Origin of the sequence: Mucilaginibacter sp. UR6-1 (assembly GCF_020880975.1) — a bacterium.
Classification (GTDB): domain Bacteria; phylum Bacteroidota; class Bacteroidia; order Sphingobacteriales; family Sphingobacteriaceae; genus Mucilaginibacter.
Genome location: NZ_JAJIWP010000002.1, coordinates 405,229 through 430,901, shown reverse-complemented (window position 1 = coordinate 430,901; position 25,673 = coordinate 405,229). Strand labels below are relative to the sequence as shown.

Genomic DNA, 25,673 nt, shown 5'->3' with positions numbered 1-25,673 from the left:
ACCGTCGCAAACATGTAAATGTGCGCGGCTGTTAACATTTAAATTAAATAAATTAGCTTTGCCCACTAAAGGGCAAAGCTTTTTAAGTTATGGCACGAAGTAAAGATTTTGATGAAGAAGAGGTATTGAAGAAGGCCGTATGCACATTTTGGCATAAGGGTTACAATGCTACATCCATGCAGGATTTGGTGGATGCCCTGGGCATAAGCCGCTCAAGCCTGTACGATACCTATGGCGATAAACATACGCTGTACATTAAGGCGCTTGAACATTACCAAAACTCGGGCAGCAACCACATGTGCGATATAGCCAACAGCCCCATACCCGCAAAACAAGCTATACGCCAGATGCTGGAATACACCGCTACCGCGCTTTTAAGTGACGCCCAGCAAAAGGGCTGTTTTATGGTAAATGCCGAGGTGGAAGTTGCCCCGCATGATACCGAGGTGCGCGATATTGTTTGCAAAACCGTGCAGCGTACCGAGGAAAGCTTTTATATCGCTATAAAAAAAGGGCAGGAAAACGGTGAAATCACCAGTAAACAGGATGCAAGGGCGCTGGCCCGTTTTTTATACAACGCCGTAAAAGGTATACAAGTGCTGGCAAAATCAAGTACCGATAAGGCGTTTTTTGACGATGTGATCAACACCACCTTATCCGTTCTGGATTGATTTCACATACCTTATCTTTTTACTTTAACTAAAACATGTTATTTTGCAGCCATGAGCAAGCTACAGGAAGCATTCAGGCTGTTTGATGAGTACAACATGCACGACCCGCGCACGCTGGAATGGGAAGGCACTACCTATCCCGTTGAGTATGCGTATGCTTTGCGATTGTATGATTGGGTATTAAAACTACAGCCCGATGCCGGTGAGGAATTGCTTTTAGCATCGCGCAGCCAGCACATTGGCCGCTGGGAAATGCCGCGCGAAAGCTATCCCGAAGGGCGTGAACCATACCTGAAATGGCGTAAAGACCTTGCCCAGCATCACGCTACCGTTACCGCCCGGCTAATGCAGCAGGCCGGTTACAGCGATGAGCAGATTGCCCGTGTAAGCGAGATCATCCTGAAAAAACGTATTAAGGTTGATGCCGAGGTACAAACCATGGAGAACGCGCTTTGCCTGGTTTTCCTGGAGTATCAGTATGAAGACTTCCGCAAAAAATACGAGGGTGACCCGGAGAAGATGGTAAACATCCTTTACAAATCTCTTTTAAAGATGGACGCGCACGGGCACAGTTTCGCTTTAAAATTAAATTACTCCGAGGGTGGCTTAGAGCTGATCAAGCAGGCGCTTACCCGCATGACCAAATAAGTAGAACTATATTTTATCCAACGCCTTACGCCTGCCTTTGCTATCGCTTTTAAACTGGCTCGGCGTTAAACCCGTAACCGCTTTAAACTGTGCCGAAAGGTGCGCGCTGCTGCTGTAGCCCATTTTCCAGGCAATCTCGTTAAGGTTGAGTTCGCCATATTCAAGCAGCTCTTTAACCTTCTCAATTTTTTGCTGGATAATGAATTTCTCGATGGTAGTATCCTCACCGTCTGAAAACTGGCGGCTTAGCTGCCCGTAATCCTTATGCAGGTTTTCTGATAAGTAAGTTGAAAAATTCATCTGCTGCTCCGCCAAATCGCTATGATGTATCTTTTCGATGATCAGGTTTTTGATACGCTCAACCAGTTTATCCTTCTCATTATCTATCAGCTCAAAACCCAATACTTTTAATGCTGATGCAATGGCAGCGGCATCCGGTTCGGGCTGTACCGTAGCACTACCCAGGTCAATATCCGCAACCGTAAAGCCCAGGCTTTCCAGTTGCTGCCGTACCACGAGTATACAACGATCGCATACCATATTTTTTATATACAGCACCATCGGTGATCAGATTGCTTCGGCCTGGTAGCCTTTTTCTTTAAGCGCGGCTATAATAGCTTGTTCAGATAGCATATCGTCGCTGTTTATGGTCAGCACCTTTTCGGGCGAGGCTACGTCAACCTGCCAGTCTTTAACACCTTCTAAACTGTTAAGCGCCGGGGTAACAGCGGCTATACAGCCACCGCATTTTATGTTGGTTTTAAATTTTAACGTTTCCATATATGTTAATAATAACAAAATTAAATGTAGAGTTTTGAAAATTTTAACCGCAGGCTATTGCTCACTACCGATACCGAACTCAGCGCCATGGCAGCACCCGCTATCATGGGGTTGAGTAAAAAACCGTTAACCGGATACAATAAACCCGCGGCAACGGGTATGCCTATCAGGTTATAAATAAACGCCCAAAACAGGTTTTGCCGTATGGCTTTCACTGTTAAGCGTGATAAGCGAAGTGCCTTTGGTACCTGTCGCAGATCAGAGGAAACCAGGGTTATTTTGGCTACATCCATCGCTATATCAGTACCCTTACCCATGGCTATGCTTACATCAGCCTGCGCCAGCGCCTGGCTATCGTTAATTCCATCGCCGGCCATAGCTACTACTTTACCCTGTTGCTGTAATTGTTTTATAAAACCGGCTTTATCTGATGGCAATACATCAGCCTGGTAATGTTTTATACCGGCCTGCCGGGCAATGGCGGCGGCGGTTTGCTGGTTATCACCGGTAAGCATATATACTTCTATGCCCTGACGGATTAATTGCCGTACTGCCTCTGCCGAACCATCCTTTATAGCATCGCTTATAGCGGCAATGGCCAGTACCTGCTTATCATCAGCAAAGTAAATAATAGTTTTTGCTTCACCCTTAAAACGGGCCGTAGCCTCGCCCAGGTCAGCCGGAATATTGAGATGCTTTTCGGCGATCAACTTATGGCTGCCTGCGTAATAATTTACGCCATTATATGCAGCCTGTACGCCACGACCGATTATACTTTCAAAAGCCTCAAGCCTTACAGGTAAAGCCTCTTTCAGGTCATCAAACACCACAATAGCCCCGGCCAAGGGATGCTCGGAGTATTTCTCAAGGCTAAGAAAGATACTTTTAAGGGTTGATACATTGTGCGTGGAGGTGTTAGTCCATAACAACTCATTTACCTCGGGTTTGCCTATGGTGAGGGTTCCGGTTTTATCAAATACAATGGCATTTACCTTGTGGCCCATTTCAAGCGCTTCGGCATCCTTTATCAAAATACCTTCTTCGGCACCTTTGCCCACACCTACCATAATGGCCGTTGGCGTGGCTAAGCCCAACGCGCAGGGGCAGGCAATAACCAGTACCGTAACCAAGGCCATTAAGCCGTGGGTTAAGGCATGCTGTCCGCCCGCTATCAGCCAAACGGCAAAACTTATCAGGGCAATTACAATTACCACGGGCACAAATATGCCCGCGATTTTATCAACCAGTTTTTGTACGGGCGCTTTTGAGCCCTGGGCATCCTGCACCATTTTAATGATGTGGGCCAGCATGGTATCGGCACCAACCTTTTCGGCCCTGAAACGGAAGCTGCCCTTTTGATTGATGGTACCGGCCAGCACTTTATCACCCGTTTGCTTTTCAACCGGTATAGGCTCACCGCTGATCATGCTTTCATCAACAAATGAGTTGCCCTCGGTCACTGTGCCATCCACCGCTACCTTTTCGCCGGGTTTAACGATGATGATGTCGCCAACATTTACTTCGGCAAGCGGCTGTACAACCTCTGCCCCATTCTTTAACACTAAAACCGTATTGGGTTGCAAACCCATTAGTTTTTTTATGGCCGATGAGGTGTTGGATTTGGCTTTTTCTTCCAGCAATTTCCCCAGCATAATAAAAACGATCACCACCGAAGCAGCCTCGTAATACACATGCGGATGCAGCCCCTGCCTGTGCCAAAATTGCGGGTAAAAAGTATTGAACAGGCTGAACAAAAAAGCGATGCCAGTGCTCATGGCCACCAGCGTATCCATATTTGCCTTGCCGTGTGATGCCTGCTTAACGGCGTTCACAAAAAAACCTTGGCCTGCCACAAACAACACCGGCGCGCTAAGCGCCAGCATAATATAGTTAGCATACGGCAGATCCATCAAAAACATACCGATGACTACCACGGGCAGGGTTAGTATAGCCGCGTAAATAAAATTATTTTTTAGCTTTTTATAATGACCCTGCTGCGCTTCGGCCTGCTTTTCGCTGGCGTTCTCGGTATCTACTATCAGGTCATACCCTATGGACTGAACCGCCTTTTGCATGGCAAGAGGATCTACGTCAACATCGTTATAAGTAACCCGGAGTGTTTGGGCGGCATAATTTACGGCAGCTTCCTTAACCCCATCCTGCGCTGCCACCATACTTTCAACACTGTTTGCACAGGCCGCACAGCTCATGCCCGTTACCGGGAAGGTTTCTGTTTTTAAACTATGTGCCGCCATAATGATCCTTTAATTTACATTACAAATTTACCTATAGCAAGGTGCTCATCTCTTACATCATTATGTAAAAGATTTATAGAATATTGAACCCCTCAACCCCTCCTAAGTCCTCCCCCAGGGGGAGGACTTTGATAATGGCTTTATAACTCTTGTCATTTCGAACGAGGTACGAGGAGAAATCTGTCGCTTTGCTACTGAATGCGTACAGATTTCTCGCTGGCGCTCGAAATGACATAAATTTTTAGAGCGAAGTAAGTAGAAATTAAAATTCGGTGAAACCCCTCCCTACCCTCCACAAGGAGGGAATTGATTTAGCTCCACAAAGCAAAAGCACAACCTTAAATAACCTCTATTACCGGCATCAGAAATGCCCGGAGCAGCACAAACCCTGCCAAAGCACAAACTTTCACCGGGCAGGGCGTAGCCGGCGAGTTTTGTTTCTTTTGATCGCTCAAAAGAAATTGAGGACAGGTAGTGAAGATGCTATGCTTTATGATGGATTTATGCTTTAACCATCGTCAGTCTGCTCTTGGCCGCAGAGGCCAGTTAATTCCCTTGGTGCGAAAGTAACCAAACATCAAGCCGGAAAAAACCTTCATCCGCACAGGCCATACTCCTTGGCCCGGTTTCCCGGCAGGCCTACGCTCCTTTTCTATATTTAAAGTTTTGTAGAAGTCCTCCTGTTTTCCCCTCGGGAGGATTTAGGAGGGGTTGTGCAAGGAGAAATGACATGATTGTTGTTAAAGCGCACACTCCCTCTCCTTTGGAGAGGGATGGGCTGAGGTTAATTAACGGTAACTAACAGCTAATTTCAGTTAAAAAACAACCTACAAGGTTAACTACATTGGTCGGTTTAAACTTAGCTTGATTATATATGCCGCGTAATGCCTGCCTGTTGCTGATAATGATGTTGTTTGGTTATCCATTATTTGCACAGCCCAATGCCGCCCAGAAGCCCGGTAATGGCAACCCCATCATCCCCGGCTACTTTGCCGACCCTACAGTGAAAAAATTTGGCGACACCTACTACATTTACGCCACTACCGATGGCAATGGCGGCGGACACGGCCCATCGCAGGTATGGACATCAAAGGATTTTGTGAACTGGACCATGCACGATATGAACTGGCCTACCACTAAGTTCATCTGGGCGCCCGATGTTACTTTGGGTAACGATGGTAAATACTACATGTACTATTGCCAGCCGGTTGAAATTTTCGGCGCATGGAGTAACACCCCTATAGGCCCCTGGACACCATTGAACGCAGACAATAAACCCATCGTAACCAACTTAATGATACCCAATGTGATCACGCTTGACGGGCAAACCTTTAGAGATGACGACGGGCAGTTTTACATGCATTGGGGCACCTGGGGCATATACCCCAACAGCGGCGTGGGCGTTGGCAGGCTTAATGCCGATATGAAAACTTTTTCGGCGCTGGATAAGATACCTAATACCATCGCCAAAGATTTTTTTGAGGCACCGTTCATGTTTAAACGTAAGGGAATTTATTACCTCACCTATTCATCGGGCTATTGCGAAAACGAAACTTACCGCGTGCAATATGTAATGAGTAACAAAGGCCCGATGGGGCCATTCACCTACGGTAAAAACAACCCTATACTTACCACCAATGCCGATGGTACGGTACACGGCCCGGGCCATCAATCGGTGATTGAGATTAAGGGCGAGTATTACATCGTTTATCACCGGCATAACAACCCGCATTCGGGCGGCGGTTTTCACCGGCAGGTATGTGCCGATAAATTGGTTTTTGATAAAGATGGCAATATTGAAAAAGTAATACCCACTCATATTGGCATTGGTTTATTGGCCAAGAATACAATCACCGCTGCTGATCTGGCATATCAAAAACCGGTTACGGCCTCCTCATATTACAGCGATGATTTTAAGCCGGAATTTGCCCTGGATAATAACAATGGCACCCTTTGGAAATCGGGCGATAACCAATCCCCTGCCTGGCTGCAGGTTGACCTGTGTAAAACACAAACCGTAAAAACCATTCTTACGCAGTTTGAATATCCTACCTGGTATTACCAATATTTAATAGAATATTCGGCCGATGGCAAACAGTGGCAAACCTTTGCCGACAGAACCGACAACCTGCAGCATGGCAGCCCGATGGTTGATAAAGCAAACGTTAAAGCCCGTTATATAAGGATCACCATCAATAACACCGAATACCCCGGCCTGTACAAAGCAATATGGAATGTTAAGGTTTATGGTGCTGATCTTGATCTGCCTGAAAGCGACATCGCAGCCTCAGCCAAACAGCCCGATGTGCAACATCATGGTTTAGTAGTAGATCTGACTGCTGATAAACTGATGCCGGGCGAAGCTGTTAAACAGTGGACAAACCACGGCAAACAAGGCGGAAACTTTACTGCGGGAAGCAACGCGCCGGTAGCAGACATGGTAGCCGGGCGCAAAGCACTGGTATTTACCGGCATAGAAAGGCTGGCATCTGATTTTGAAGTGCCCTTGTCATTAACCGGCAATAGCAGCTATACCGTATCGGCATGGATCTATAACCCTGCTATCCAGCCGGAAGAACCTTACCTCACCTGGACCAACGGCGATTACGACCTGCGCAACGCTATTTTTGGCTACGGCAGCAGTAAGGATTTTGGCGCGGTACAGCATTGGGGCTGGGGCGATATCGCTTACACCAACGTACCCGAGGCGGCAAAATGGCACCACATGGCCGTTACGTTTGATGGCAGCGTGGAAAAGACATTTATTGACGGCAAGCCGGATAACAGCGAAGGCAAGATGCTTTTTTTACGCCCGGCCAAAAACATGCTGATTGGCGGGTTGGATGATGGCCGTGCCGGGTTTAGCGGGGCGATATCGGCCTTGCAGGTGTATGACTATGCACTTACGGATTCGGCGATAACGGTTCTGGCATCCGCTAACAAAAAAGAGAACATCGGTTATTATTTTGACGCGTCCAAGCTTAATTATGGCAGGCTTAATATGTGGGTAAATGAAGGCGCCTCGGGCGGGCAATTTTCAGGCGAAGACAACACCGAAATTAAGGATGAAGCCGGGCGGATGACGGTTTCAAATATCAAAAATATCAGTATAAATAGCAGCGTTCCATTACAAAACTATACGCTGGGCATGGCAATATTTGCGCAAATAAACGGTGTAAAAGGTTGGCATTACTTAGCTACAGCGGTAAACGGCAACAGCACTAAAACGCTTTTAGATGGCGAGGAAGTAAACGCCGGTTCTCTGATTATTAAAAATAACGGTGGGTATGCCATCCCATCCATTATCGATATAAACGGAAAGCGTGTAGCTGTTAACAGTATTGCCGGGTTGATCATAATCAACGAAACATTGGGTGATAGCGGACTACAATCGCTCACCGCAGCATGGCAGAATAAACTAAAAATATCATCTAAAGCACCAATGATGGATCAAGCTCCGACAGCGCTAAGCGCGGACATGATTGCCATGCAAGCGGACACAACAGTTAATAGCGGCAGGCAATATTATTTTACCGAAACATCGGGCCATGCCGGTGGGCGCTCAAGCGGATGGACAGATGAACCTTATTTTGTGAACGATGGCCTGCAGCCTAATACCGGTTACAGTTATACCTTAAAAACGCGCGATGCTTCGGGTAATATATCCGCAAGCACTAAAGCATTCAACGTAAATACGTCAGCCAAAAATTTTGTTACGCTGCACGATGATTTCAACAAGCCACATAGCTATTTAAACACCGGAACAAAAGGTAGCATTTGGGATGGCATCATCGGCAAAGGCACACAGCAAACGGCTGATAAAATAACTGTTGACACCAACGGCTTACTGCTATCATCAACCGACTCAAAATGGGATGGAAACAAACCCAATGGCCCTTTTTTATACAAAACCCTACAAGGCGATTTTGTTGCCGAAACTCAGGTTACTGATGTAAGCGGCCTGACTGAGAAGAAAGTGTCCGGATCAAACGAAGCGGGTTTAATGGTTAGGCTTGTTGCAGATAGCTCAGGCAAAACCGACGAACTGGTACAGAACGGCATTTTTACCGCATGGAGTGTAGGCAACCTGGTTACCAACCTGCAAAACGGTAACCGTATGCAAAGCAACAACCAGTCGGGGTTTAATTTTTACCCGTACTTGCAGATACAGCGCAGCGGCAGCCTGTTTTACCTGCGTGGCAGTAATGATGGCAAGCATTGGAATAACCTGCCCGGCAGCCCGATACTACGTACTGACCTGGATGGCAAATCGTTACAGATCGGCTTATATCAGGCCATTTACGGCGGGCGCAGCGCTTATGGCAGGTTTAAATATTTTAAACTGGTACAGCCTAAAACAACAACTGCCAGGTAAACCCGGCAGTTGTTGTTTTACTAAATCCCTTCAGCACCCCTAACCGGCGATTCGGCTTTGAGCAGGTGTTTTATAAAAAAGTTCTTTTTACTGCGGCGGCCATATACCCCGCCATCGCTATGGCCCATGCCGGGTATAACCAGCAAATCAAAATCCTTATTAGCCTTTATAAGTTCATCCGCAAAGCGCAGGGTTGACTCCGGCGGAACGTTCTCATCGGCCTCCCCTACGATCAGCATTAAGTTGCCCTGCAGCTTGGCAGCATTGGTAATGTTTGATTGCGCGCCATAATGCGGGCCAACCGGGTAACCCATCCATTGTTCGTTCCACCATTGCTTATCAATGCGGTTATCATGACAACCACAGGCGGCCACGCCAGCCTTGTAAAATTCGGGATGGAACAATAAACCGCCTGCGGCATTTTGCCCGCCGGCTGATGTACCGTATAAGCCCACCCTATCAATATCAGCCTGCGGATATTTGGCGTTCAACGCCTTCATCCACAATATACGGTCAGGAAAGCCCGCATCGGCCAGGTTATGCCAGCATACATCATGAAAAGCCTTTGAGCGGTTTGCAGTACCCATGCCATCTATCTGTACTACAATAAAACCCAATTGGGCAATGCTCTGCATCTCGTTAACTGCCGCGAAATTCTTGGGTACAAATGAGTCCTGCGGACCGGCGTAGATATTTTCGATAACCGGGTAAGCCTTGTTTGGGTCCATATTGGCCGGGCGATAAATTACCCCCCAGATATCTGTTTTACCATCGCGGGCTTTGGCCACAAAAACCTCGGGCAGTTTAATGCCGGTAGCCAATAGTTTTGCCAGATCGGGCTTTTCAATATCCGCAATCTTTTTACCGGTTGCCGTGCTGCGCAAACTCACCACCGGTGCCACATCAACCTGCGAGTAAGCGTCGATCATATACTTACGGTCGGGCGAGTAAGTTACCTGGTGGTTGCCTTTTTCAGGAGTAAGATCGATCAATCCCCTGCCATTAAAACCTATGCGGTAGTAATGTATAAAGTAAGGGTCCTCCCCTGCGTTCATGCCGCTGCCTTTAAACCATAGCTGCCTTTTTTGTATATCAACACTATCAATATCGCGCAATACCCAGTTACCCTTGGTTATCAGTTGTTGTTTACCGGTAATAGTGTTTACCAGGTAAGCATGCCGCCAGCCATCTTGCTCGGTTACCCAAACCGCCTCGTTGGTTTTGGGCAGATAATAGGTAAATATCCGCTGCTCATATATAAACGTTTTAGTGCGCTCGTCAATAATATTGCGGGTTTTGCCGGTTTGGCCGTCCACCTCTATCAGGCGGAAACGCTGATGCCCGCGGTCAACCTTTTCAAACGTAAAATAGCGGCTGTTACCCTCCCGAAAATGCAGTTCGGGCGCGCCAAAAAAGTCTATCTTATCGGCCTCTATCTTTAACTGTTTTTTTGTTTTTGTGTTGAAGATGAAGGGCTCGTAACTGGTAAAGTCATCTCCGGGCTGGGCATAATCGCGGGTGCGCAATTGCCCGCGGGTGGTACCCGGTACCGAGCTCAGCACATAATAAACATCCTTTATTTTTTTGTAGTTAATGTGATAGCCTACAACGTATTGCCCATCCGGCGACCAGGTGAACTCGCCATACGGCGCTTCGGTTGTACCATCGGTGCTTAATGTTATCTCGTTACCGGTTTTAGCATTCTTAATTACAAGGTTACCTTTTTTTTGCATGGCCGTCCACTGCTTATCCGGCGATACTGAATCGGTATTAAAACCTCCCCAGCGGTACCGGCGGTGTTGCAGCGGACGGTTGGGGTTGTAAGCCTGCTGGTCGGGCTTGGTAGCTTTTTCAGCTTTATAATTTTTCAGGTCTATTTTAAACCAGTCGTTACCTGTTTTAAAGGTTATACTACTTTTATCATCGCTATAAAACAGCTCATTTATCCATAGCTTTTGCGCGTCTGTTTTTCTATCCGTCAGTTTAGTAATGGCTTTAGCCAGGCGTTCATGGTCAAACGCTAACTGTTTTTTGCCGGTGGCGGCATCTACCAGGTAGTATTCGGCCTCACGGTTATCAAGCGGTTTGCGATACCAAAAGCTGTTACCATCAGCTTGCCAGTTGGGGGTAATGTTGGTTACTACGCTTATGTTTTTCAGTGCGGTATCTAACTCGTTAGCTTTTTTGAACGATTGTAGCACCTCCTGTTGTGTAGGTAAATAAGGCGTGGTTTTTTGCTGCTGGGCAAACGTGTTTTGCATCAACAACATTGCAGCGAGGCAGGGTATAACTGAGCTGATCTTCATTATATTTAATATTGCTTAGGGGATTATATGACGTTAAATTACAACACCAAAACAGTAAAAACACCAACCCGCGGCACATCGGTTAAAATCCGAAGATTATCAGGTAATATTTAATGCGGCTTGGTTATATTGCTGTTACAAAGCACTGCAAAGCGGCTATATAATTCAACATTATTGCCTTATTTTAGCGGGATGGAGAACGCGGATTTTAAGCCGGAGCTGCGCATGGTAAACGTAACCCGTTACGTTACACCACTGCGCGAGGGAGGCTCGCTCCCGGCCATTGCCGAGGCCGACGACGATTTTTTATATGTGCTCAAATTTCGCGGTGCCGGGCAGGGCGTTAAGGCGCTGATTGCCGAACTGATAGGCTGCGAAGTGGCCCGCCTGCTTGGTTTCAGGGTGCCCGAATTGGTTTTCGCTAACCTGGATACTGCCTTTGGCCGCTCAGAACCCGACGAGGAGATACAGGACCTGCTGAAAGCCAGCGTTGGCCTTAACCTGGCGTTGCATTACCTGTCGGGCGCTATAACGTTCGACCCGGTGGTTACCCGCCTGGATGAGCAGTTAGCCTCGCGTATTGTATGGTTGGATGCCATGCTCACCAATGTTGACCGCACGCCGCGCAATACCAATATGCTGGTTTGGCATAAGGAGTTGTGGCTGATAGATCATGGCGCATCCTTATACTTCCACCACTCGTGGGATAACTGGCAGGAAATGGCGCTGCGCCCTTTCGCGCAGATAAAAGACCATGTGCTGCTGCCATTAGCTACACAGATAGAACAGGCCGATGCGGACTTTAAAGCCATACTGACCAATGAGCGCATCCGCAAAATAGTTGAACTGATACCCGTTAGCTGGCTGGGCGATGAGGAGCCCGAGGCGCGGAGAGATGTTTATTATGAATTTTTGATCCGCCGCATTGCCGCGTCGGAAGTTTTTGTAAAGGAGGTACAGCATGCCCGAGCCGCAACTGTTTGAGTATGCCGTAGTGCGCGTAGTACCCAGGGTAGAACGCGAGGAATTCATCAACGTAGGAGTAATATTATATTGCCCGAAGCAAAAATATCTGGGCTTTGAGTACAAGCTTGATGCCGACCGGCTGAAAGCCCTGTACAGCGAGCTTGATATTGACGATTTGCAGCATCACTTTGCCGCCTTTGAGCAGATCAGCCTGGGCAGCAAGGCCGGTGGGCCTATCGGTACGCTGGATGTAGCCTCACGTTTCAGGTGGTTAACCGCTACCCGCAGCACGGTGGTACAATCATCAAAAACACACCCGGGTTTATGCGATGGTGACCCGGCGCAAAAGTTGAAGATATTGTTTGAGAAATTGGTTTTGTAAATTAGATGGAAAAAACTAAACGATTTACTGATGATGCAGTGAGTTATGACAGCGACTTGTTGCCCGAAGAAACAATCATTTATTATTCAAAACCATCTAATTTAATCCAGATGACTATAAGCATAATCATCGCTATAGCTGGAATTATTTATTTAACAGTATTTAACGAACAACCGATTGGCTTTGTATTGACATGTACAGGCGCTTATTTGGGTGTAAAGAAATATCGACGAGCAACCAACCCTGCCCCTCAAATTATACTTAACAATAAAGGTGTACAAACAGCATCAACTTCATTTTATACATGGAATCAGATTAAAGGGATAAAAACAATACGCGCCGGAAGCTATAAATACCCTAAAACGTATTTAACTTATAAACACCCCAAAGGTCATGAACAATTTTTGGTAGAAGACTTGAATGTTAATCGGCGAACATTAGATAAGCTATTAAAATTTTATCATAATAGTTTTAAAGAAGCGTACAAAACATCACCCAATGCACACCACTAATTACTACGATACATTTATTCGGGTAGCTGACGATTGTCCGGTTACGGTGGCCGAGGTTCCGCCGGTAAAGGGTGATAATAAATCAATCGCCAACATTCAGTTTGATATGATGGCGCATCATCCGTATGAGTTTACTTCGGATGATGTGATATTTGAGGCTTACGCGTTGAAGAATAATATCAGCGGAACAGAAAAAGCTGCCGGGCGTAAACAATATTTTTCAAAAGGGCAAGCCTGTCTGCGCTCGTCAACCCTGGCCAAGCGCTACGGCTGGGGCATACACAGCAATGCCGATGGAAAGGTTGCAATTTTTGGTTTGGGCAGTGACGAGTATGAGCAGCTCAGCCAAAACAAACAGTTGAAACAGGTAAAGGCCATGCGCTCGAAAAGAGCTTAATATTAACATATAAGTTATTTTTTAATATGGAACTCAGAGTAGCATACGAAGATCTTGAGAACAAAGGATTTGACGCTGGCGGGGGAGAAATATTATATTATCAGGGGCAGCCGTTTACCGGCACGATAGTGCAATATATTGACGGAATACTGGTAAGTGAAGAGGAATTTGAAAATGGTCATTTAGGAGGCGCACAAAGGGATTATTATCTCAACGGACAAATCAAAGAAGAGTGGTTCATAGCTTTTAATAAACGTTATGGGTTGTACCGTGAATGGGATGAGCAGGGTAACTTGATTGATGAGTTTGACTTTGGTCCCAAGCCCTAAAATTATGTATTTAGCTATAGATGTATACTACGTAGGTACTATTGCAAAAGCGGTTGGTTTGATATTTATACCTGGCTCGGAGGAAGTAAAAGCTACAATAGTAGAATATGCTGCAAATATTGAAGATTACGAACCTGGGAGATTTTACAAAAGGGAGCTTCCTTGCATTCTTAAACTTCTTTCAAAAATAAGGCTTAGTGATATAGATGTAATTATTATCGATGGTCATGTATTTATTGATGATAATGGCAACTATGGCTTAGGTGGTAAGCTTTGGGAAGCGTTAAATGGACAGGTTGCTATAATTGGTGTTGCAAAGGCAAAATTTCAAAACAACTCTACTACTGTAGACGAGCTATTACGCGGACAGAGCCAAAAACCATTGTATGTTTCATCAGTAGGAATAAACTTGAAAGAAGCAACCCAAATAATCAGAGAAATGAAAGGTTATAACCGAATGCCTGACTTATTGAAAAAAGTTGACACTTTAAGTAAGGAATGACCGATCAATATAACGATCATTGAAATTCGACATCATCCCCATGAAACAAATCATAGAATGCGTACCCAACTTTAGCGAGGGCATCAATGCCGAAACTATTGCCGCGATAGCCAATGCCATAAGTAGTGTTGAGGGTGTACGCCTGCTTAATGTTGACCCCGGGCACGATGCCAACCGCACGGTGATCACCTTTGCTGGTGAGCCGCAGGCCGTGGTTGATGCTGCCTTTGCCGCCATTAAAACGGCAGGCCAACTGATTGATATGCGCACCCAGAAGGGCGAGCACCCCCGCATGGGCGCTACCGATGTTTGTCCGCTGGTACCGGTGCGGGGCATCAGCATGGATGAAGTGGTTAAATATGCCGATTTACTGGCCCGCCGTGTTGGCGAAGAGTTACAGATACCCGTTTACCTGTACGAAAATTCGCAGCCCGATAATCGTCGCAGCAATTTGTCTGTCATCCGCTCGGGCGAGTATGAAGGTTTTTTTGATAAGATTAATCAACCCGGCTGGCAGCCCGACTACGGCCCTGACGAAATGGATGCCAAACGTGGCGCAACCGTGATCGGCGCACGCAATTACCTGGTGGCTTATAACATTACACTTGATACAAAATCTGTAGACGTAGCAAAAAAAATAGCTTATGCCGTGCGCGAAAGCGGTTATAAGGGCGCGCCCGGCAGCCTTAAATTTGTTAAGGCCATAGGCTGGTATATGGATGAATATAATGCCGCCCAGGTATCCATGAATCTCACTAACATTGAGCATACACCGGTGCATATTGTATTTGAGGAAGTGCGCAGGCAGGCTCAAAAGCTTGGTGCAAATGTTACCGGCAGTGAGCTTATCGGCCTGATACCGCTTAGCTGCTTAGTTGAAGCAGGCAAATATTTTTTAGAGCTTGAGGGAATAAATTATAACCCGGACGAAAATTTTAACGTAGAAACAGCCGTAAACGAATTAAAACTCGGCGCGTTGGGAAAGTTTGAGGTTGACCAAAGAGTGATCGAGTACATCTTAAATATTTAAGAAACTTCTTCATTCTTTTCATACTTCGTAAACAACTGCCGAATATTATTTTGATTTAAAAATTGTTTGTTCTACATTCGATTAATATCTCCTGTAATTAATGAGGCTAAGTAAAATACAAATAACGCAATTAGTTTTGCTGTACATGTTATTTGCCATTTGTATTACTGCCAGTGCCCAGGTAAAGCATTCCCAAAAACAACCCATAAAAACAAAGGCAACCACGCAATACACCGTGTTTGACAGCATTGCCAACCGTGCCAACGTGAGCTTTAAAGCGCCAAACGGTTTCAGGGAAGTACCTGCTTTAAATAATGAAGACTTTACGTTTGATTACGCCATGGATATACCCGGCCATGAATTTGAGGTATGGTACCAGGTGCGATCGCAAAAGGAGAATTGGGCAAGTTATGAGCGCTTTAAGTCTGACGAGCAACTGAAACTGGCTAATCCCGATTCGATATATAAGGACATTGCCCGTGCCCATGCCATTGCTTTTACCGGGCAGCGTAACTCCTTTGTACGCGTGTTGCCGCCTGCGGCGCTTAAACGTTACAATGCCGATGCAGGCCGGTCGTACATGTTAACACTGGAGGATATGCCCGAAACCAAGCATTACCAGTATGCCTTGCTTATTGCCCTGCAAAAATATCATACCGGCACTATACTGATAGTTTGCTTTACCAACCAAAAAGATCCGGAGTTTTACAAGAATGTTGAGCGCGCCGGCAGCAGCCTCAAATTTAAACCGATACCCCAAAATGTTAACAAGTTAGCAGATTAAGGACTGACTAACTCATGTAAAACTTTATTTTTGCTTTAACCGGGTGTATTTTTGCACCCAACAAACAACGTTTGCATATATGGCTGAACCGAATTATAGTGAAGATAGCATACGCTCCCTCGACTGGAAAGAGCACATACGCCTGCGCCCCGGCATGTACATTGGTAAACTGGGCGATGGCTCGGCGTATGATGACGGAATCTATGTGTTGCTGAAAGAAATTGTAGATAACTCGATAGATGAATTTGTGATGGGCAGCGGCCGCACCATTGAGGTAAACATGAGCGACCACAAGGTTAGCGTGCGCGATTACGGGCGTGGCATACCGCTGGGTAAGGTGATTGATTGCGTATCAAAAATAAATACCGGTGGTAAGTATGATAGCAAAGCCTTTCAAAAATCGGTAGGGTTAAATGGTGTGGGTACCAAGGCGGTAAACGCTTTGTCTACCGCTTTCACCGTACAATCATACCGCGACGGGCGCACCAAGATAGCTGAGTTTGCCAAAGGAGAGATAGTTAGGGACGAACCTGAAAAAGAAACCAGCCAGCGCAATGGTACGGCCATAAACTTTATGCCCGATGATACCATTTTCAGGCATTACCGTTTTATACCGGAGTTTGTGGAGAACATGATATGGAATTATGTTTACCTTAATTCGGGGCTTACCATCAACTTTAACGGGCAAAAATTTTTTTCGGAACGGGGCCTGCACGACTTGCTTAGCCGCCATACCAACCCGGATACCATTCGCTACCCTATCATCCACCTGAAGGGTGAGGATATCGAAATAGCCATGACGCACGGGCAGCAATACGGCGAGGAGTATTACTCATTTGTTAACGGACAGCATACCACGCAGGGCGGCACACACCAGGCGGCTTTCCGTGAGGCGGTGGTAAAAACCATCCGCGAGTATTATAAAAAAGAGTTTGACGCGGCCGACGTGCGTGCATCCATTGTGGCGGCAATTGCCATTAAGGTGCAGGAACCGGTGTTCGAGTCGCAAACCAAAACCAAGCTGGGCTCGCAAAACGTTGGGCCTGACGGGCCTACTGTACGTGGTTTTATTAATGATTTTGTTAAAAAGGAGCTCGACGATTACCTGCATAAAAACCAGGCCGTTGCCGATGAGTTGCAAAAACGTATACTGCAATCAGAGCGTGAGCGTAAGGATATTGCCGGCATTAAAAAATTGGCCAACGAGCGTGCCAAAAAAGCATCGCTGCACAACCGCAAACTGCGGGATTGCAAGCTGCATTTTGATGATAACCACGAGCGCAAACAGGAAACCACCCTGTTCATTACCGAGGGTGATTCGGCCAGCGGATCGATCACCAAATCCCGCGATGTGATGACGCAGGCTGTATTCAGCCTGAAAGGCAAGCCGCTTAACTGCTTTGGCTTAACCAAAAAGGTAGTTTACGAGAACGAGGAATTTAACCTGCTGCAGCACGCCTTAAATATTGAGGATGGTATTGATAACCTGCGCTACAATAATATTGTGATAGCTACCGATGCTGATGTGGATGGTATGCACATCCGCCTGCTGCTGATGACCTTCTTTTTACAGTTCTTCCCAGATTTGGTAAAGGCCGGGCACGTATCCATATTACAAACCCCGCTTTTCCGCGTGCGTAATAAAAAGGAAACCATTTATTGCTACAGCGACGAAGAACGCCGCAACGCCATTGCCAAACTGGGCAACAAACCCGAGATAACCCGCTTTAAAGGCTTGGGTGAAATATCTCCGGATGAGTTTGGCCTGTTTATAGGTAAGGATATACGCCTTGACCCGGTTTTTTTAAAGGATGCCAACATCAAAGGTTTGTTAGAATACTTTATGGGCAAGAATACGCCTGCCCGTCAGCAGCACATTGTGCAAAACCTGCGTGTTGAAAAGGATGATGAAAGCATTAACCCGCTTGTTGCCGATGCCGAATTAGCCGTGGCAGTTTAAGTAAACTGAATTCCATAAAAAAATGCCTGCTTATACTAAGCAGGCATTTTTTTTATATCAACCTTTTTACCTGGGTTTCGGCGGTTATCTTCAAATTATCAAGCCCGGTGATCAGGTTCAACCCCGGCGACCTGCCCGGTAACAGCGTACCATATTTTTTATCGATACCTAAAAATTCGGCACCATTAATGGTTGCCCATTTTATTAACTGCTCGGTGCTTATCTGCGGAAAATGTTGCTGCACAGTGGCCATCTCGCTCAATATGCTAAGCCCGTAGTTTGATGCCAGGCTATCGGTACCCAAAGTAATATTAAAGCCCTGATCAATAAACAGGTTTATTTTTGGCAGGCGCTTTTCAATATATAAGTTGGCATTGGGGCAAAAGCACCAGTTTACCCGCTTATCAAACCGGCGTACAAAATATATATCCTTTAAGTTGGTGCAGGTGTTATGCACAAGCAGTATCTCCTGGTTATTGCTTAGCAAAGGCACAATAGATTGTACGGAGTTGCGCGCCTGCGGTTTGAAGTAATCAATATCGATCTCTAAAAATTTATACAGATCGTTAAACTCGCCAAGCTTGTAGCGGTAAAACTTGTTCTCGTCCTCACACTCCTGGTTATGTATGCTGATAAGATTTTTACCGGTATCGCTATACTTCTTTATCAGCCTGAATAACTCCTTTGATACCGAGTACGGCGCATGAGGGGTGATAGAAACCGGCAGGGGCTTAAAGCTTTCGAGCGTTTGCAGGGCACTGTCAAAAACCGCTTGCGCCCGTTCGGGTATAAAGCTCATGGCTTCTACAAACGTATGGTAGTATAACTTGCTTGCCTTTTTTACAGGCGCGGTTACATCAGTATTTGATATATCGCCTACGGCAACAATACCATTGTCATACATCAGTTTATCGGCAGCAATGGCGGCATCCGTTACTTGCCGCTCATTAGCAACAACGGTACGGCGCATTGTGATCACTTCTTTTACAAAGTTTACCAACCCGTTGCCTGAAGCTATCTTGTCTTTCATGTGCGAAAGCTCCAGATGGCAGTGAGTATTTACAAAGCCGGGGCAAATAATGCCGCTCAATTGCTCTATATCACCTGTAACTGTTGAAGGATCGTCGGAGATCGCTAATATCTTACCATTATCATCAACGGTAACGATACCATTCTTTATCGGATCGGCATAAACTGGAAAAACGTAATCGGCTCTAAAATTTCTCATTGGTATCTGTTAGCATCTTCTCAAACTTTCTTTCCAAATATGCCCCATGTATTTAATACAATTAACTTATAGTTGTTGTTTTTTAATCAAATAAAAAGAAATGATTTTACAAAAACACAAAAACTTTTAAATTTAAGTACCTTTATACCGTGAACACTGCAACTGTTAAAACTGACATCCGAAGCTTAACCCTCAACGCTTTACAGGATAAATTCATCCAAATGGGCGAAAAGGGGTTCAGAGCTAAACAAGTATACGAGTGGCTCTGGAAAAAATCTTGCTTTTCATTTGACGAAATGAGCAATATTTCAAAAGAACTGCGTACCAAGCTTGAGCAGAATTTCACCATTAACAATGTTAAAATTCATACCTCACAGCTAAGTGGTGATAAAACTATAAAAAATTCTTTTATTTTACACGACAACCATTTAATTGAGGGTGTATTAATACCAACGCCAGAGCGGATGACGGCTTGTGTATCATCACAAGTGGGCTGCAGCCTTACCTGTAAATTTTGCGCTACCGGCTATATGGAGCGCAAACGCAACTTAAATCCTGATGAGATTTATGACCAGGTTGTGCTGATTGACAAGCAGGCCCGTGAAAATTATGATCAGCCGCTTAGCAATATAGTATACATGGGCATGGGCGAGCCGCTGCTTAATTATGCCAATGTAATGAAGTCTATTGAAAAGATCACGTCAGAGGATGGCCTGAACATGGCCGCCAAACGCATAACGGTATCAACCGCGGGTATTGCCAAAATGATCAAAAAACTGGGTGATGACCAGGTTAAGTTTAACCTTGCGCTTTCGTTACACGCCGCTAATGATGAAAAGCGCAATACCATTATGCCTATTAACGAGCAAAACTCATTAAAAGCACTGGCCGACGCGCTTAAATATTATTACGCCAAAACCAAAAACCCGGTAACGTACGAGTACATTATATTTGATGGTGTTAATGACAATATTCAGGATGCTATTGAGCTTGCCCGTTTTTGCAAGCACCTGCCTTGCAAGGTTAACATTATTGAGTATAACCCCATAGCTTTTGCCAGCTACATTAACGCGGGCGAGGATAAGGTTGAGGCCTTTGCCGCTTACCTGCGCAAGCAGGGCATTATTACCAACCTGCGCCGCAGCCGTGGCAAGGATATTGATGCCGCCTGCGGACAACTTGCTATTAAAGAGAAAGAAAAAGCCGTATAATACATGTGGCTGCGTAACACCTACCTGGCCGATTTTATTGCGCTCATATTCCCCGACCTTTGTGCCGCCTGTAACGGGCAGTTGATAAAAGGCGAACAAGTTATTTGTACCCATTGCCGGTATGATTTACCTTATACCAATTTTCATCAGCATAAGGATAATATTGTTGCCCGCCAGTTTTGGGGTAAGCTTAAAGTTGAGCATGCTTATGCACTATTATACTTTACCAAAGGTGGCAAAGTGCAAAACATGGTACACCGTTTTAAGTACGATGGCGAGAAACAGATAGGCGTACTATTAGGCAATATTGCAGGTGAACAACTTACAACCATTCATCAAACCGATACAATAGATTACATTATACCGGTGCCGCTGCATAAAAGCAAACTACGCAAACGGGGTTACAACCAAAGCAGGTTATTTGCTGATGGCTTAGCCCAAAAACTTAATGCGCTTGTTGAGGTTGATAACCTGATACGAACTATGGCTACCGAAACACAAACCCGGAAATCGCGGTTTGCAAGGTTTGAGAATATGCAGCAGGTTTTTGCCGTTGCTGATGCCGCTAAACTCATCAACAAACATGTACTGCTTGTTGATGATATTGTAACCACAGGCTCCACTTTAGAAGCCTGCGGTATTGAATTGCTTAAAGTACCCGGCCTTAAACTAAGTATTGCTACTATTGCTTACGCCGAGTAAGTATAATTATTAATCTTCGTCAGGGTCGGTATCATCACCAAAATCAAGCAGGTATGAGCTTTCTGAAGCATCATAAGCCTGCTCGGCTTTAGAGGTTTCATCAACCTCGCCAAAATCCTCAACGGTATCGTCAAACCCATTGGAATGAATATCCTGCTGGCTGGCTTGTTCGTCGTTTTGACTTAACTGATCGTCTTGTTGTAATTCGTCGTCTTCTGGCTCTATCATGGTGTTTGTGTTTTATTGTTAGTACAACGGCACAGTTAGCTGGTTGTTTCAAAAATATCATAACAGGTCCTCATCCGCAAAGCTAAAATAACCTTTGTCGGTAATAATGAGGTGATCGAGCACATTAATATCCAGCATCCTACCGGCATTCACTACCTTCTTGGTAAGGTCAATATCCATTTGGCTGGGTTTCAAATTACCTGATGGGTGGTTGTGGATCAGCACAATGGCACTGGCCTGCTGCTGTAAGGCCATATAAAAGATGATCTTCGGGTCGGCCACCGTGCCTGATATACCGCCCCGGCTCACCAACTCTTTTGACAGTACTTTTGATGACTGGCTGAGCAGCACTATCCAAAATTCCTCATGGTTCAGGTCCATCAGGTGGCGGCGCATTAGCTTAAAAACATCCTGGCTGCCTTTTACCTCCTCGGGCGGCTTGCTCTCCGTTTCGTTACGGCGGCGGCCAACCTCAAGGGCTGCTATAATAGAGATAGCCTTAGCCTCCCCTACACCCTTAAACCGGCAAAGCTCACTAATGGATGCTTTGCCCAGCTTGTTCAGGTCATTTTCGTAATGGTGCAGTATGCGTTTGCTCAGTTCAACTGCCGATTCATCACGGCTCCCCGAACCGATGAGTATCGCTATCAGCTCGGCATCGGTAAGCGAACGCCTTCCTTGTCCGCTCAATTTCTCGCGCGGACGATCCTCCTCGGCCCATGCCTTAATGCTGATATGGTTCTGGTAATTGCTCATCAGGACTCGAATTTATGGAATTTATCGGAAATAACTCACCCCGCCTACGCTTCGCTGGACACCCCTTGCGGTAGAGAGGGGGATTTAAACAAGTTCCCCTCTTTGCTTACGCAGAGAGGGGTGTCCAGCGAAGCGTAGGCGGGGTGAGTTATAGCGTGTATAATAAAAAACCGATCAACAAAAAAAGGGATAATGCAATGCACTATCCCCTTCAATATTATTTAATAAATAAAGCTTATGCTAAACCGTTAACGAATTTAGTAAGTTTTGATTTATTGTTTGATGCTTTATTTTTGTGAATAACGTTCTTTTTAGCTAAACGGTCAAGCATTGAAATTACTTTACCTAAAAGCTCTGTTCCTTCAGCCTTAGTTGTTGCACCCCTTAATTTTTTGATTGCGTTACGGGTGGTTTTAGCCTGATACCTGTTGCGCAGACGCTTCGCAGCATTTGCCCTGATTCTTTTTAATGATGATTTATGATTTGCCATCTTATAGCTTGTTATCCTTTATTTCTTGAATTTTAAGACTGCAAAGATAGAAGGATTTTTTTAATTATACAAAGCCTTTTTAAAATTCGTTTTATTTTGCATGTTAAAGTTAATCAGCATATTTGGGTATGAAAAGAGCGGCGTACAGCGCGGTGGCTATCCTAACCCTTTTAATACTATCCTCATGGGGCTATTATGCCCATCAGCGTATTAACCGCATGGCCGTTTTGGCCCTGCCCAAAGCCATGGCATCTTTTTACAAGGCTAATATTGATTTTATTGTTGAACATGCCACCACGGCCGATAAACGACGTTATGTTGACTCGGCTGAGATACCCCGCCACTTTTTTAATGCCGACCGCTATGGCAAAACCCCGTTCAAAACTATTCCACGTAAGTGGAAGGATTTTGAAAAACGCTACACGCACGATACCTTACTGAAACACGGCACCCTGCCCTGGACCATACAACAACGTTACTATTGGCTGGTAAAGGCATTTAAGGAGCATGATACCACCTCCATCCTGCGCAACTCAGCCGACCTGGCACACTACGTGGCCGATGCTCATGTGCCCCTGCACCTGGTGCTGAATCATGACGGGCAACTGAGCGGCCAGGACGGCATCCACGCTTTATGGGAAAGCCGCCTGCCTGAATTATTTGCTGACAAGTATCGTTATCCGGTTAAAAAGGCAAAATATATTAATAATCCTCTTACCCAGGCCTTCGTTATTTGCCAGCGATCATTCGGCAAAGCTGATAGTGTGTTGCGGCTGGAGCGATTACTCAACAAGCGCTTCCCGGCTGATAAAAAATACGCTATTGAAAAACGCGGGCAACGTAAGGTAAAAGTATACGCGCCCGAATATTGCCGGGCCTATCATACCCTGTTAAAAGGCATGGTTGAGCGGCAAATGCGCTCGGCTATGTATGAGGCTGCGAGTTATTGGTTTTCAGCCTGGGTTGATGCCGGGCAGCCTGATTTGAGTAAATTGATAGTTAAGCCGACTAATTAACCCGGCAAAATTTTAGATACTCTTTTTTTTGTTGCTCCTGCTTTTTATGGCGGCCCATATTGGCGGCACTATCGAGAATAATATTATGGCGAATACCACCAGCGTAAAATTCTCCTTTACTACCGGGATATTACCAAAAAAGAAACCCAGGAATAAAAAACTGATCACCCATGCAAAGCCTCCGGCAATGTTATAAAGGCTGTATCTGCCGAAAGGCATACTGCCTACGCCTGCCACAAATGGTGCAATGGTACGTATAATAGGCAAAAACCTGCTGAATATTACTGCCTTACCGCCATGCTTATCAAAAAAGGCCTTGGTTTGCAGATAATAATCAAGCTTAAGTATTTTATTGTCTTCTTTAAAAACCTTGGGGCCGAGGTAATTACCAAGCATATAATTAACGGTATTACCCAAAAACGCTGCCACCACAAGCAGTAAGGCCAGCAGGTAAATATTAAGTCCGGTTTGTTCACCGGCTATAAGTGCGCCCGCGGCAAAAAGTAAGGAATCGCCGGGAAGGAACGGGGTAACAACAAAGCCTGTTTCAGCAAAAATGATCAGGAAAAGTATCAGGTAAGTCCAGCCCTGGTAATCGTGCGAGATTTGGGCAAGGTGCTTATCAATATGCAGTATAAAATCAATGATGCTCTTTATTACTTCCACAGCGGTAAATTTTGCCGTAAAAATATAAATAAAATCGACTATCTGTTGGTTAAAATAGCTGCGCCAAACGCTGTTGAATCAGTAAAAGAGGGCCGGCCATAAGCGTAAATTGTGTACAACCTACCATCCTGAATAGTGGTATTCTCAATTTCTTCAAGCGTTTGCGTAGGTGAGCCAAAGGGCTTTATCTTAAAATCATATATCCCTGCTGGCAGTTCAATATAATCACTCGCTGTATTAAATTTTTGCTGTTTAAAAGCTTCTGTTTCATTGGCAGTTAACACTAAACCGTCAGCCCCCCCATTCACTCGCGGCGAGGCATTAACAAAACGTATTTTGCCCCGGCCAACACGTGGAACCGTACTGGTATCAACTAAAAATATGTAGCTCAAAGTATTTTGAGCCCGTGAACCTGTAATGAATAACGAATACTTTGTTTCGCGCGACAGGTTTGTACTATCAATTTTAAGCAGGTTAACCACGCTTCCCGTAGCGGCCGAACGTATTTGAAAAGGTGTATCAATAGTTGTTAGCCCGAAATAGCCGGATGGTGTAGGATACCTGAATACACTGGTATTTTGCTTTAGCAGTTTTACATACAGGTTAAGCGGCAAAGCATCATAACTCAAATTAATAACCTGGTATTCTATTTTAGCTTCGGTTGGGTTGATGTTACCGTTTTTGGTGCACGATGATATAAGCGGAAAGAACATTACACCCGCAACAAGCAGTGTAAGGGTTAACAGGAGGTTACTTTTATGGTTATTCATTTACTTGAGCCTCATTAATTTTGAATAATGTCCGCGCTAAATCCACCGTCGCCGGTTATGGCCGGGTCGCCTTTTGTATATATGGTATACGCATTGCCCCGGGTAAAGGTAACACTGTCGCTTACTGTTTTACCCCCTCCGGTAACAGAAAGCTTTTTGATGCCCGGAGTTATGCGGATCAGATCAGACACCGAACGATATGCCGCGGCGTTAACCTTTGTTGTATCATTGAGTGAAAGCGCAACCGGGTTAACTTTTGGCGATGCATTCACAAAACGTATCATGGCCACATTGCCGGTATCAACCGTAAGGTCATCATTAACCAGGATGATGTTGGCCGTATCAAGCGCTGCAGCAAAAAGGGTGTAGCTCTTTGCCGAATCAAGAGATAACGGCAAGGCAAGGCCTACCTCAGCCGAGCCATCATTTTTAAACTGATAATTTTGCCGGCCTGAGTAAACCTCAAGGTAACCTGATATACCATCCGGATAAATGGTTGAAGTATTGTTAAGGCGGGTACCATTCATAAAAAAGTTAAAGCTGCGCGCGCTAACGTTCACCAAGCTAATGGCGGCTGATGGCGGCACGGTTGGCGCTACATCCTCATCCTGGCAGGATACCAACGCTGCAACAACAGCTAAAACAATAACAGTAACCTTAAATTTCATGGCGCTAATATATAACTGATGTTTGTGATGTTTGTTATAGT

General features: G+C 45.4%; 26 protein-coding genes. 15 read left to right on the top strand and 11 right to left on the bottom strand.

All coding sequences use genetic code 11. From position 1 onward, the window contains the following. Positions 1–89 precede the first annotated feature (89 nt). Positions 90–671 (top strand): TetR/AcrR family transcriptional regulator, encoded by a 582-nt coding sequence (locus tag LJ707_RS07145; RefSeq protein ID WP_228950125.1) that lies wholly within the window; start codon positions 90–92, stop codon positions 669–671. A 51-nt stretch (positions 672–722) separates the two neighbouring features. Further along, positions 723–1,319, top strand: coding sequence for a DUF4202 domain-containing protein (locus LJ707_RS07140; RefSeq protein WP_228950124.1), 597 nt, complete (start codon positions 723–725; stop codon positions 1,317–1,319). A 6-nt stretch (positions 1,320–1,325) separates the two neighbouring features. Here LJ707_RS07140 and LJ707_RS07135 read toward each other — a convergent pair whose 3' ends face one another. Genes LJ707_RS07135 through LJ707_RS07125 form a run of 3 tightly spaced genes read right to left on the bottom strand, consistent with a single transcriptional unit; the run spans position 1,326 to position 4,354 of the window. Continuing rightward, positions 1,326–1,880, bottom strand: a complete 555-nt coding sequence (locus LJ707_RS07135) for an AraC family transcriptional regulator (RefSeq protein ID WP_228950123.1) — start codon at positions 1,878–1,880, stop codon at positions 1,326–1,328. A 6-nt stretch (positions 1,881–1,886) separates the two neighbouring features. Next, positions 1,887–2,099, bottom strand: a complete 213-nt coding sequence (locus LJ707_RS07130) for a heavy-metal-associated domain-containing protein (protein ID WP_228950122.1) — start codon at positions 2,097–2,099, stop codon at positions 1,887–1,889. A gap of 20 nt (positions 2,100–2,119) precedes the next feature. Next, complete coding sequence (locus LJ707_RS07125; RefSeq protein WP_228950121.1) at positions 2,120–4,354, bottom strand: cation-translocating P-type ATPase; 2,235 nt, start codon at positions 4,352–4,354, stop codon at positions 2,120–2,122. Between the two features lie 874 nt (positions 4,355–5,228). Between LJ707_RS07125 and LJ707_RS07120 the strand changes: the two genes are divergently transcribed. Then, positions 5,229–8,729, top strand: a complete 3,501-nt coding sequence (locus LJ707_RS07120) for a family 43 glycosylhydrolase (protein ID WP_228950120.1) — start codon at positions 5,229–5,231, stop codon at positions 8,727–8,729. A gap of 20 nt (positions 8,730–8,749) precedes the next feature. Here the strand turns inward: LJ707_RS07120 and LJ707_RS07115 are convergent, their stop codons facing one another. Further along, the gene (locus LJ707_RS07115) at positions 8,750–11,035 is read right to left on the bottom strand and encodes a prolyl oligopeptidase family serine peptidase (RefSeq protein WP_228950119.1); all 2,286 of its coding nucleotides are present in this window, start codon (positions 11,033–11,035) and stop codon (positions 8,750–8,752) included. Between the two features lie 192 nt (positions 11,036–11,227). Here LJ707_RS07115 and LJ707_RS07110 point away from each other — a divergent pair, with 192 nt between their 5' ends. From LJ707_RS07110 to LJ707_RS07070, 9 genes are all read left to right on the top strand, one after another. Continuing rightward, positions 11,228–12,019, top strand: a complete 792-nt coding sequence (locus tag LJ707_RS07110) for a HipA family kinase (protein WP_228950118.1) — start codon at positions 11,228–11,230, stop codon at positions 12,017–12,019. Beyond that, positions 11,997–12,383, top strand: a complete 387-nt coding sequence (locus LJ707_RS07105) for a DUF3037 domain-containing protein (protein WP_228950117.1) — start codon at positions 11,997–11,999, stop codon at positions 12,381–12,383. Before LJ707_RS07110 ends, LJ707_RS07105 begins: the two co-directional genes overlap by 23 nt. Before the next feature lie 5 nt (positions 12,384–12,388). Then, entirely contained in the window at positions 12,389–12,895 is a 507-nt protein-coding gene (locus LJ707_RS07100; RefSeq protein ID WP_228950116.1) for a hypothetical protein, read from the top strand. After that, positions 12,882–13,292: a DUF6157 family protein gene (locus LJ707_RS07095; protein WP_228950115.1), complete on the top strand. Its 411-nt coding sequence runs from the start codon at positions 12,882–12,884 to the stop codon at positions 13,290–13,292. Before LJ707_RS07100 ends, LJ707_RS07095 begins: the two co-directional genes overlap by 14 nt. Positions 13,293–13,318: 26 nt before the next feature. Continuing rightward, positions 13,319–13,621, top strand: coding sequence for a hypothetical protein (locus LJ707_RS07090; RefSeq protein ID WP_228950114.1), 303 nt, complete (start codon positions 13,319–13,321; stop codon positions 13,619–13,621). 4 nt (positions 13,622–13,625) lie between these two features. Beyond that, positions 13,626–14,123 (top strand): hypothetical protein, encoded by a 498-nt coding sequence (locus LJ707_RS07085; RefSeq protein ID WP_228950113.1) that lies wholly within the window; start codon positions 13,626–13,628, stop codon positions 14,121–14,123. Between the two features lie 40 nt (positions 14,124–14,163). Continuing rightward, positions 14,164–15,153: a glutamate formimidoyltransferase gene (gene ftcD / locus LJ707_RS07080; protein ID WP_228950112.1), complete on the top strand. Its 990-nt coding sequence runs from the start codon at positions 14,164–14,166 to the stop codon at positions 15,151–15,153. Between the two features lie 145 nt (positions 15,154–15,298). Then, positions 15,299–15,937 (top strand): hypothetical protein, encoded by a 639-nt coding sequence (locus LJ707_RS07075; RefSeq protein WP_228950111.1) that lies wholly within the window; start codon positions 15,299–15,301, stop codon positions 15,935–15,937. Positions 15,938–16,016: 79 nt separating this feature from the next. Continuing rightward, positions 16,017–17,897, top strand: coding sequence for a DNA topoisomerase IV subunit B (locus LJ707_RS07070; RefSeq protein ID WP_228950110.1), 1,881 nt, complete (start codon positions 16,017–16,019; stop codon positions 17,895–17,897). Positions 17,898–17,949: 52 nt separating this feature from the next. Here LJ707_RS07070 and LJ707_RS07065 read toward each other — a convergent pair whose 3' ends face one another. Continuing rightward, positions 17,950–19,125, bottom strand: a complete 1,176-nt coding sequence (locus LJ707_RS07065; RefSeq protein WP_228950109.1) for an amidohydrolase family protein — start codon at positions 19,123–19,125, stop codon at positions 17,950–17,952. Between the two features lie 149 nt (positions 19,126–19,274). On the opposite strand from LJ707_RS07065, the gene rlmN reads away from it, so the two are divergent. Together rlmN and LJ707_RS07055 are read left to right on the top strand one after the other, a co-directional pair. Next, positions 19,275–20,336, top strand: coding sequence for a 23S rRNA (adenine(2503)-C(2))-methyltransferase RlmN (rlmN, locus tag LJ707_RS07060; protein WP_228950108.1), 1,062 nt, complete (start codon positions 19,275–19,277; stop codon positions 20,334–20,336). A 3-nt stretch (positions 20,337–20,339) separates the two neighbouring features. Next, a complete protein-coding gene (locus LJ707_RS07055) occupies positions 20,340–21,038 on the top strand; it encodes a ComF family protein (protein WP_228950107.1) in 699 nt (232 codons plus the stop codon). Between the two features lie 9 nt (positions 21,039–21,047). Here the strand turns inward: LJ707_RS07055 and LJ707_RS07050 are convergent, their stop codons facing one another. The 3 genes from LJ707_RS07050 to rpsT all read right to left on the bottom strand — a co-directional run bounded on the left by LJ707_RS07050 (position 21,048) and on the right by rpsT (position 22,512). Then, on the bottom strand, positions 21,048–21,266 hold the full coding sequence (locus LJ707_RS07050) for a hypothetical protein (RefSeq protein ID WP_228950106.1): 219 nt from the start codon (positions 21,264–21,266) through the stop codon (positions 21,048–21,050). Between the two features lie 57 nt (positions 21,267–21,323). Then, positions 21,324–22,022 carry a DNA repair protein RadC gene (radC, locus tag LJ707_RS07045; protein ID WP_228950105.1) on the bottom strand — a complete coding sequence of 233 codons (699 nt, stop codon included), beginning with the start codon at positions 22,020–22,022 and terminating at the stop codon, positions 21,324–21,326. 235 nt (positions 22,023–22,257) lie between these two features. Next, positions 22,258–22,512, bottom strand: a complete 255-nt coding sequence (gene rpsT, locus LJ707_RS07040) for a 30S ribosomal protein S20 (protein WP_194103699.1) — start codon at positions 22,510–22,512, stop codon at positions 22,258–22,260. A 128-nt stretch (positions 22,513–22,640) separates the two neighbouring features. On the opposite strand from rpsT, the gene LJ707_RS07035 reads away from it, so the two are divergent. After that, positions 22,641–23,528 (top strand): zinc dependent phospholipase C family protein, encoded by an 888-nt coding sequence (locus LJ707_RS07035; RefSeq protein WP_228950104.1) that lies wholly within the window; start codon positions 22,641–22,643, stop codon positions 23,526–23,528. 12 nt (positions 23,529–23,540) lie between these two features. Here LJ707_RS07035 and LJ707_RS07030 read toward each other — a convergent pair whose 3' ends face one another. The 3 genes from LJ707_RS07030 to LJ707_RS07020 are packed head-to-tail and all read right to left on the bottom strand — an operon-like array spanning position 23,541 to position 25,632. Further along, complete coding sequence (locus LJ707_RS07030; protein WP_228950103.1) at positions 23,541–24,194, bottom strand: DedA family protein; 654 nt, start codon at positions 24,192–24,194, stop codon at positions 23,541–23,543. A gap of 38 nt (positions 24,195–24,232) precedes the next feature. Then, entirely contained in the window at positions 24,233–24,964 is a 732-nt protein-coding gene (locus LJ707_RS07025; RefSeq protein ID WP_228950102.1) for a DUF4397 domain-containing protein, read from the bottom strand. 14 nt (positions 24,965–24,978) lie between these two features. Then, positions 24,979–25,632, bottom strand: coding sequence for a DUF4397 domain-containing protein (locus LJ707_RS07020; protein WP_228950101.1), 654 nt, complete (start codon positions 25,630–25,632; stop codon positions 24,979–24,981). Between the last annotated feature and the right edge of the window lie 41 nt (positions 25,633–25,673).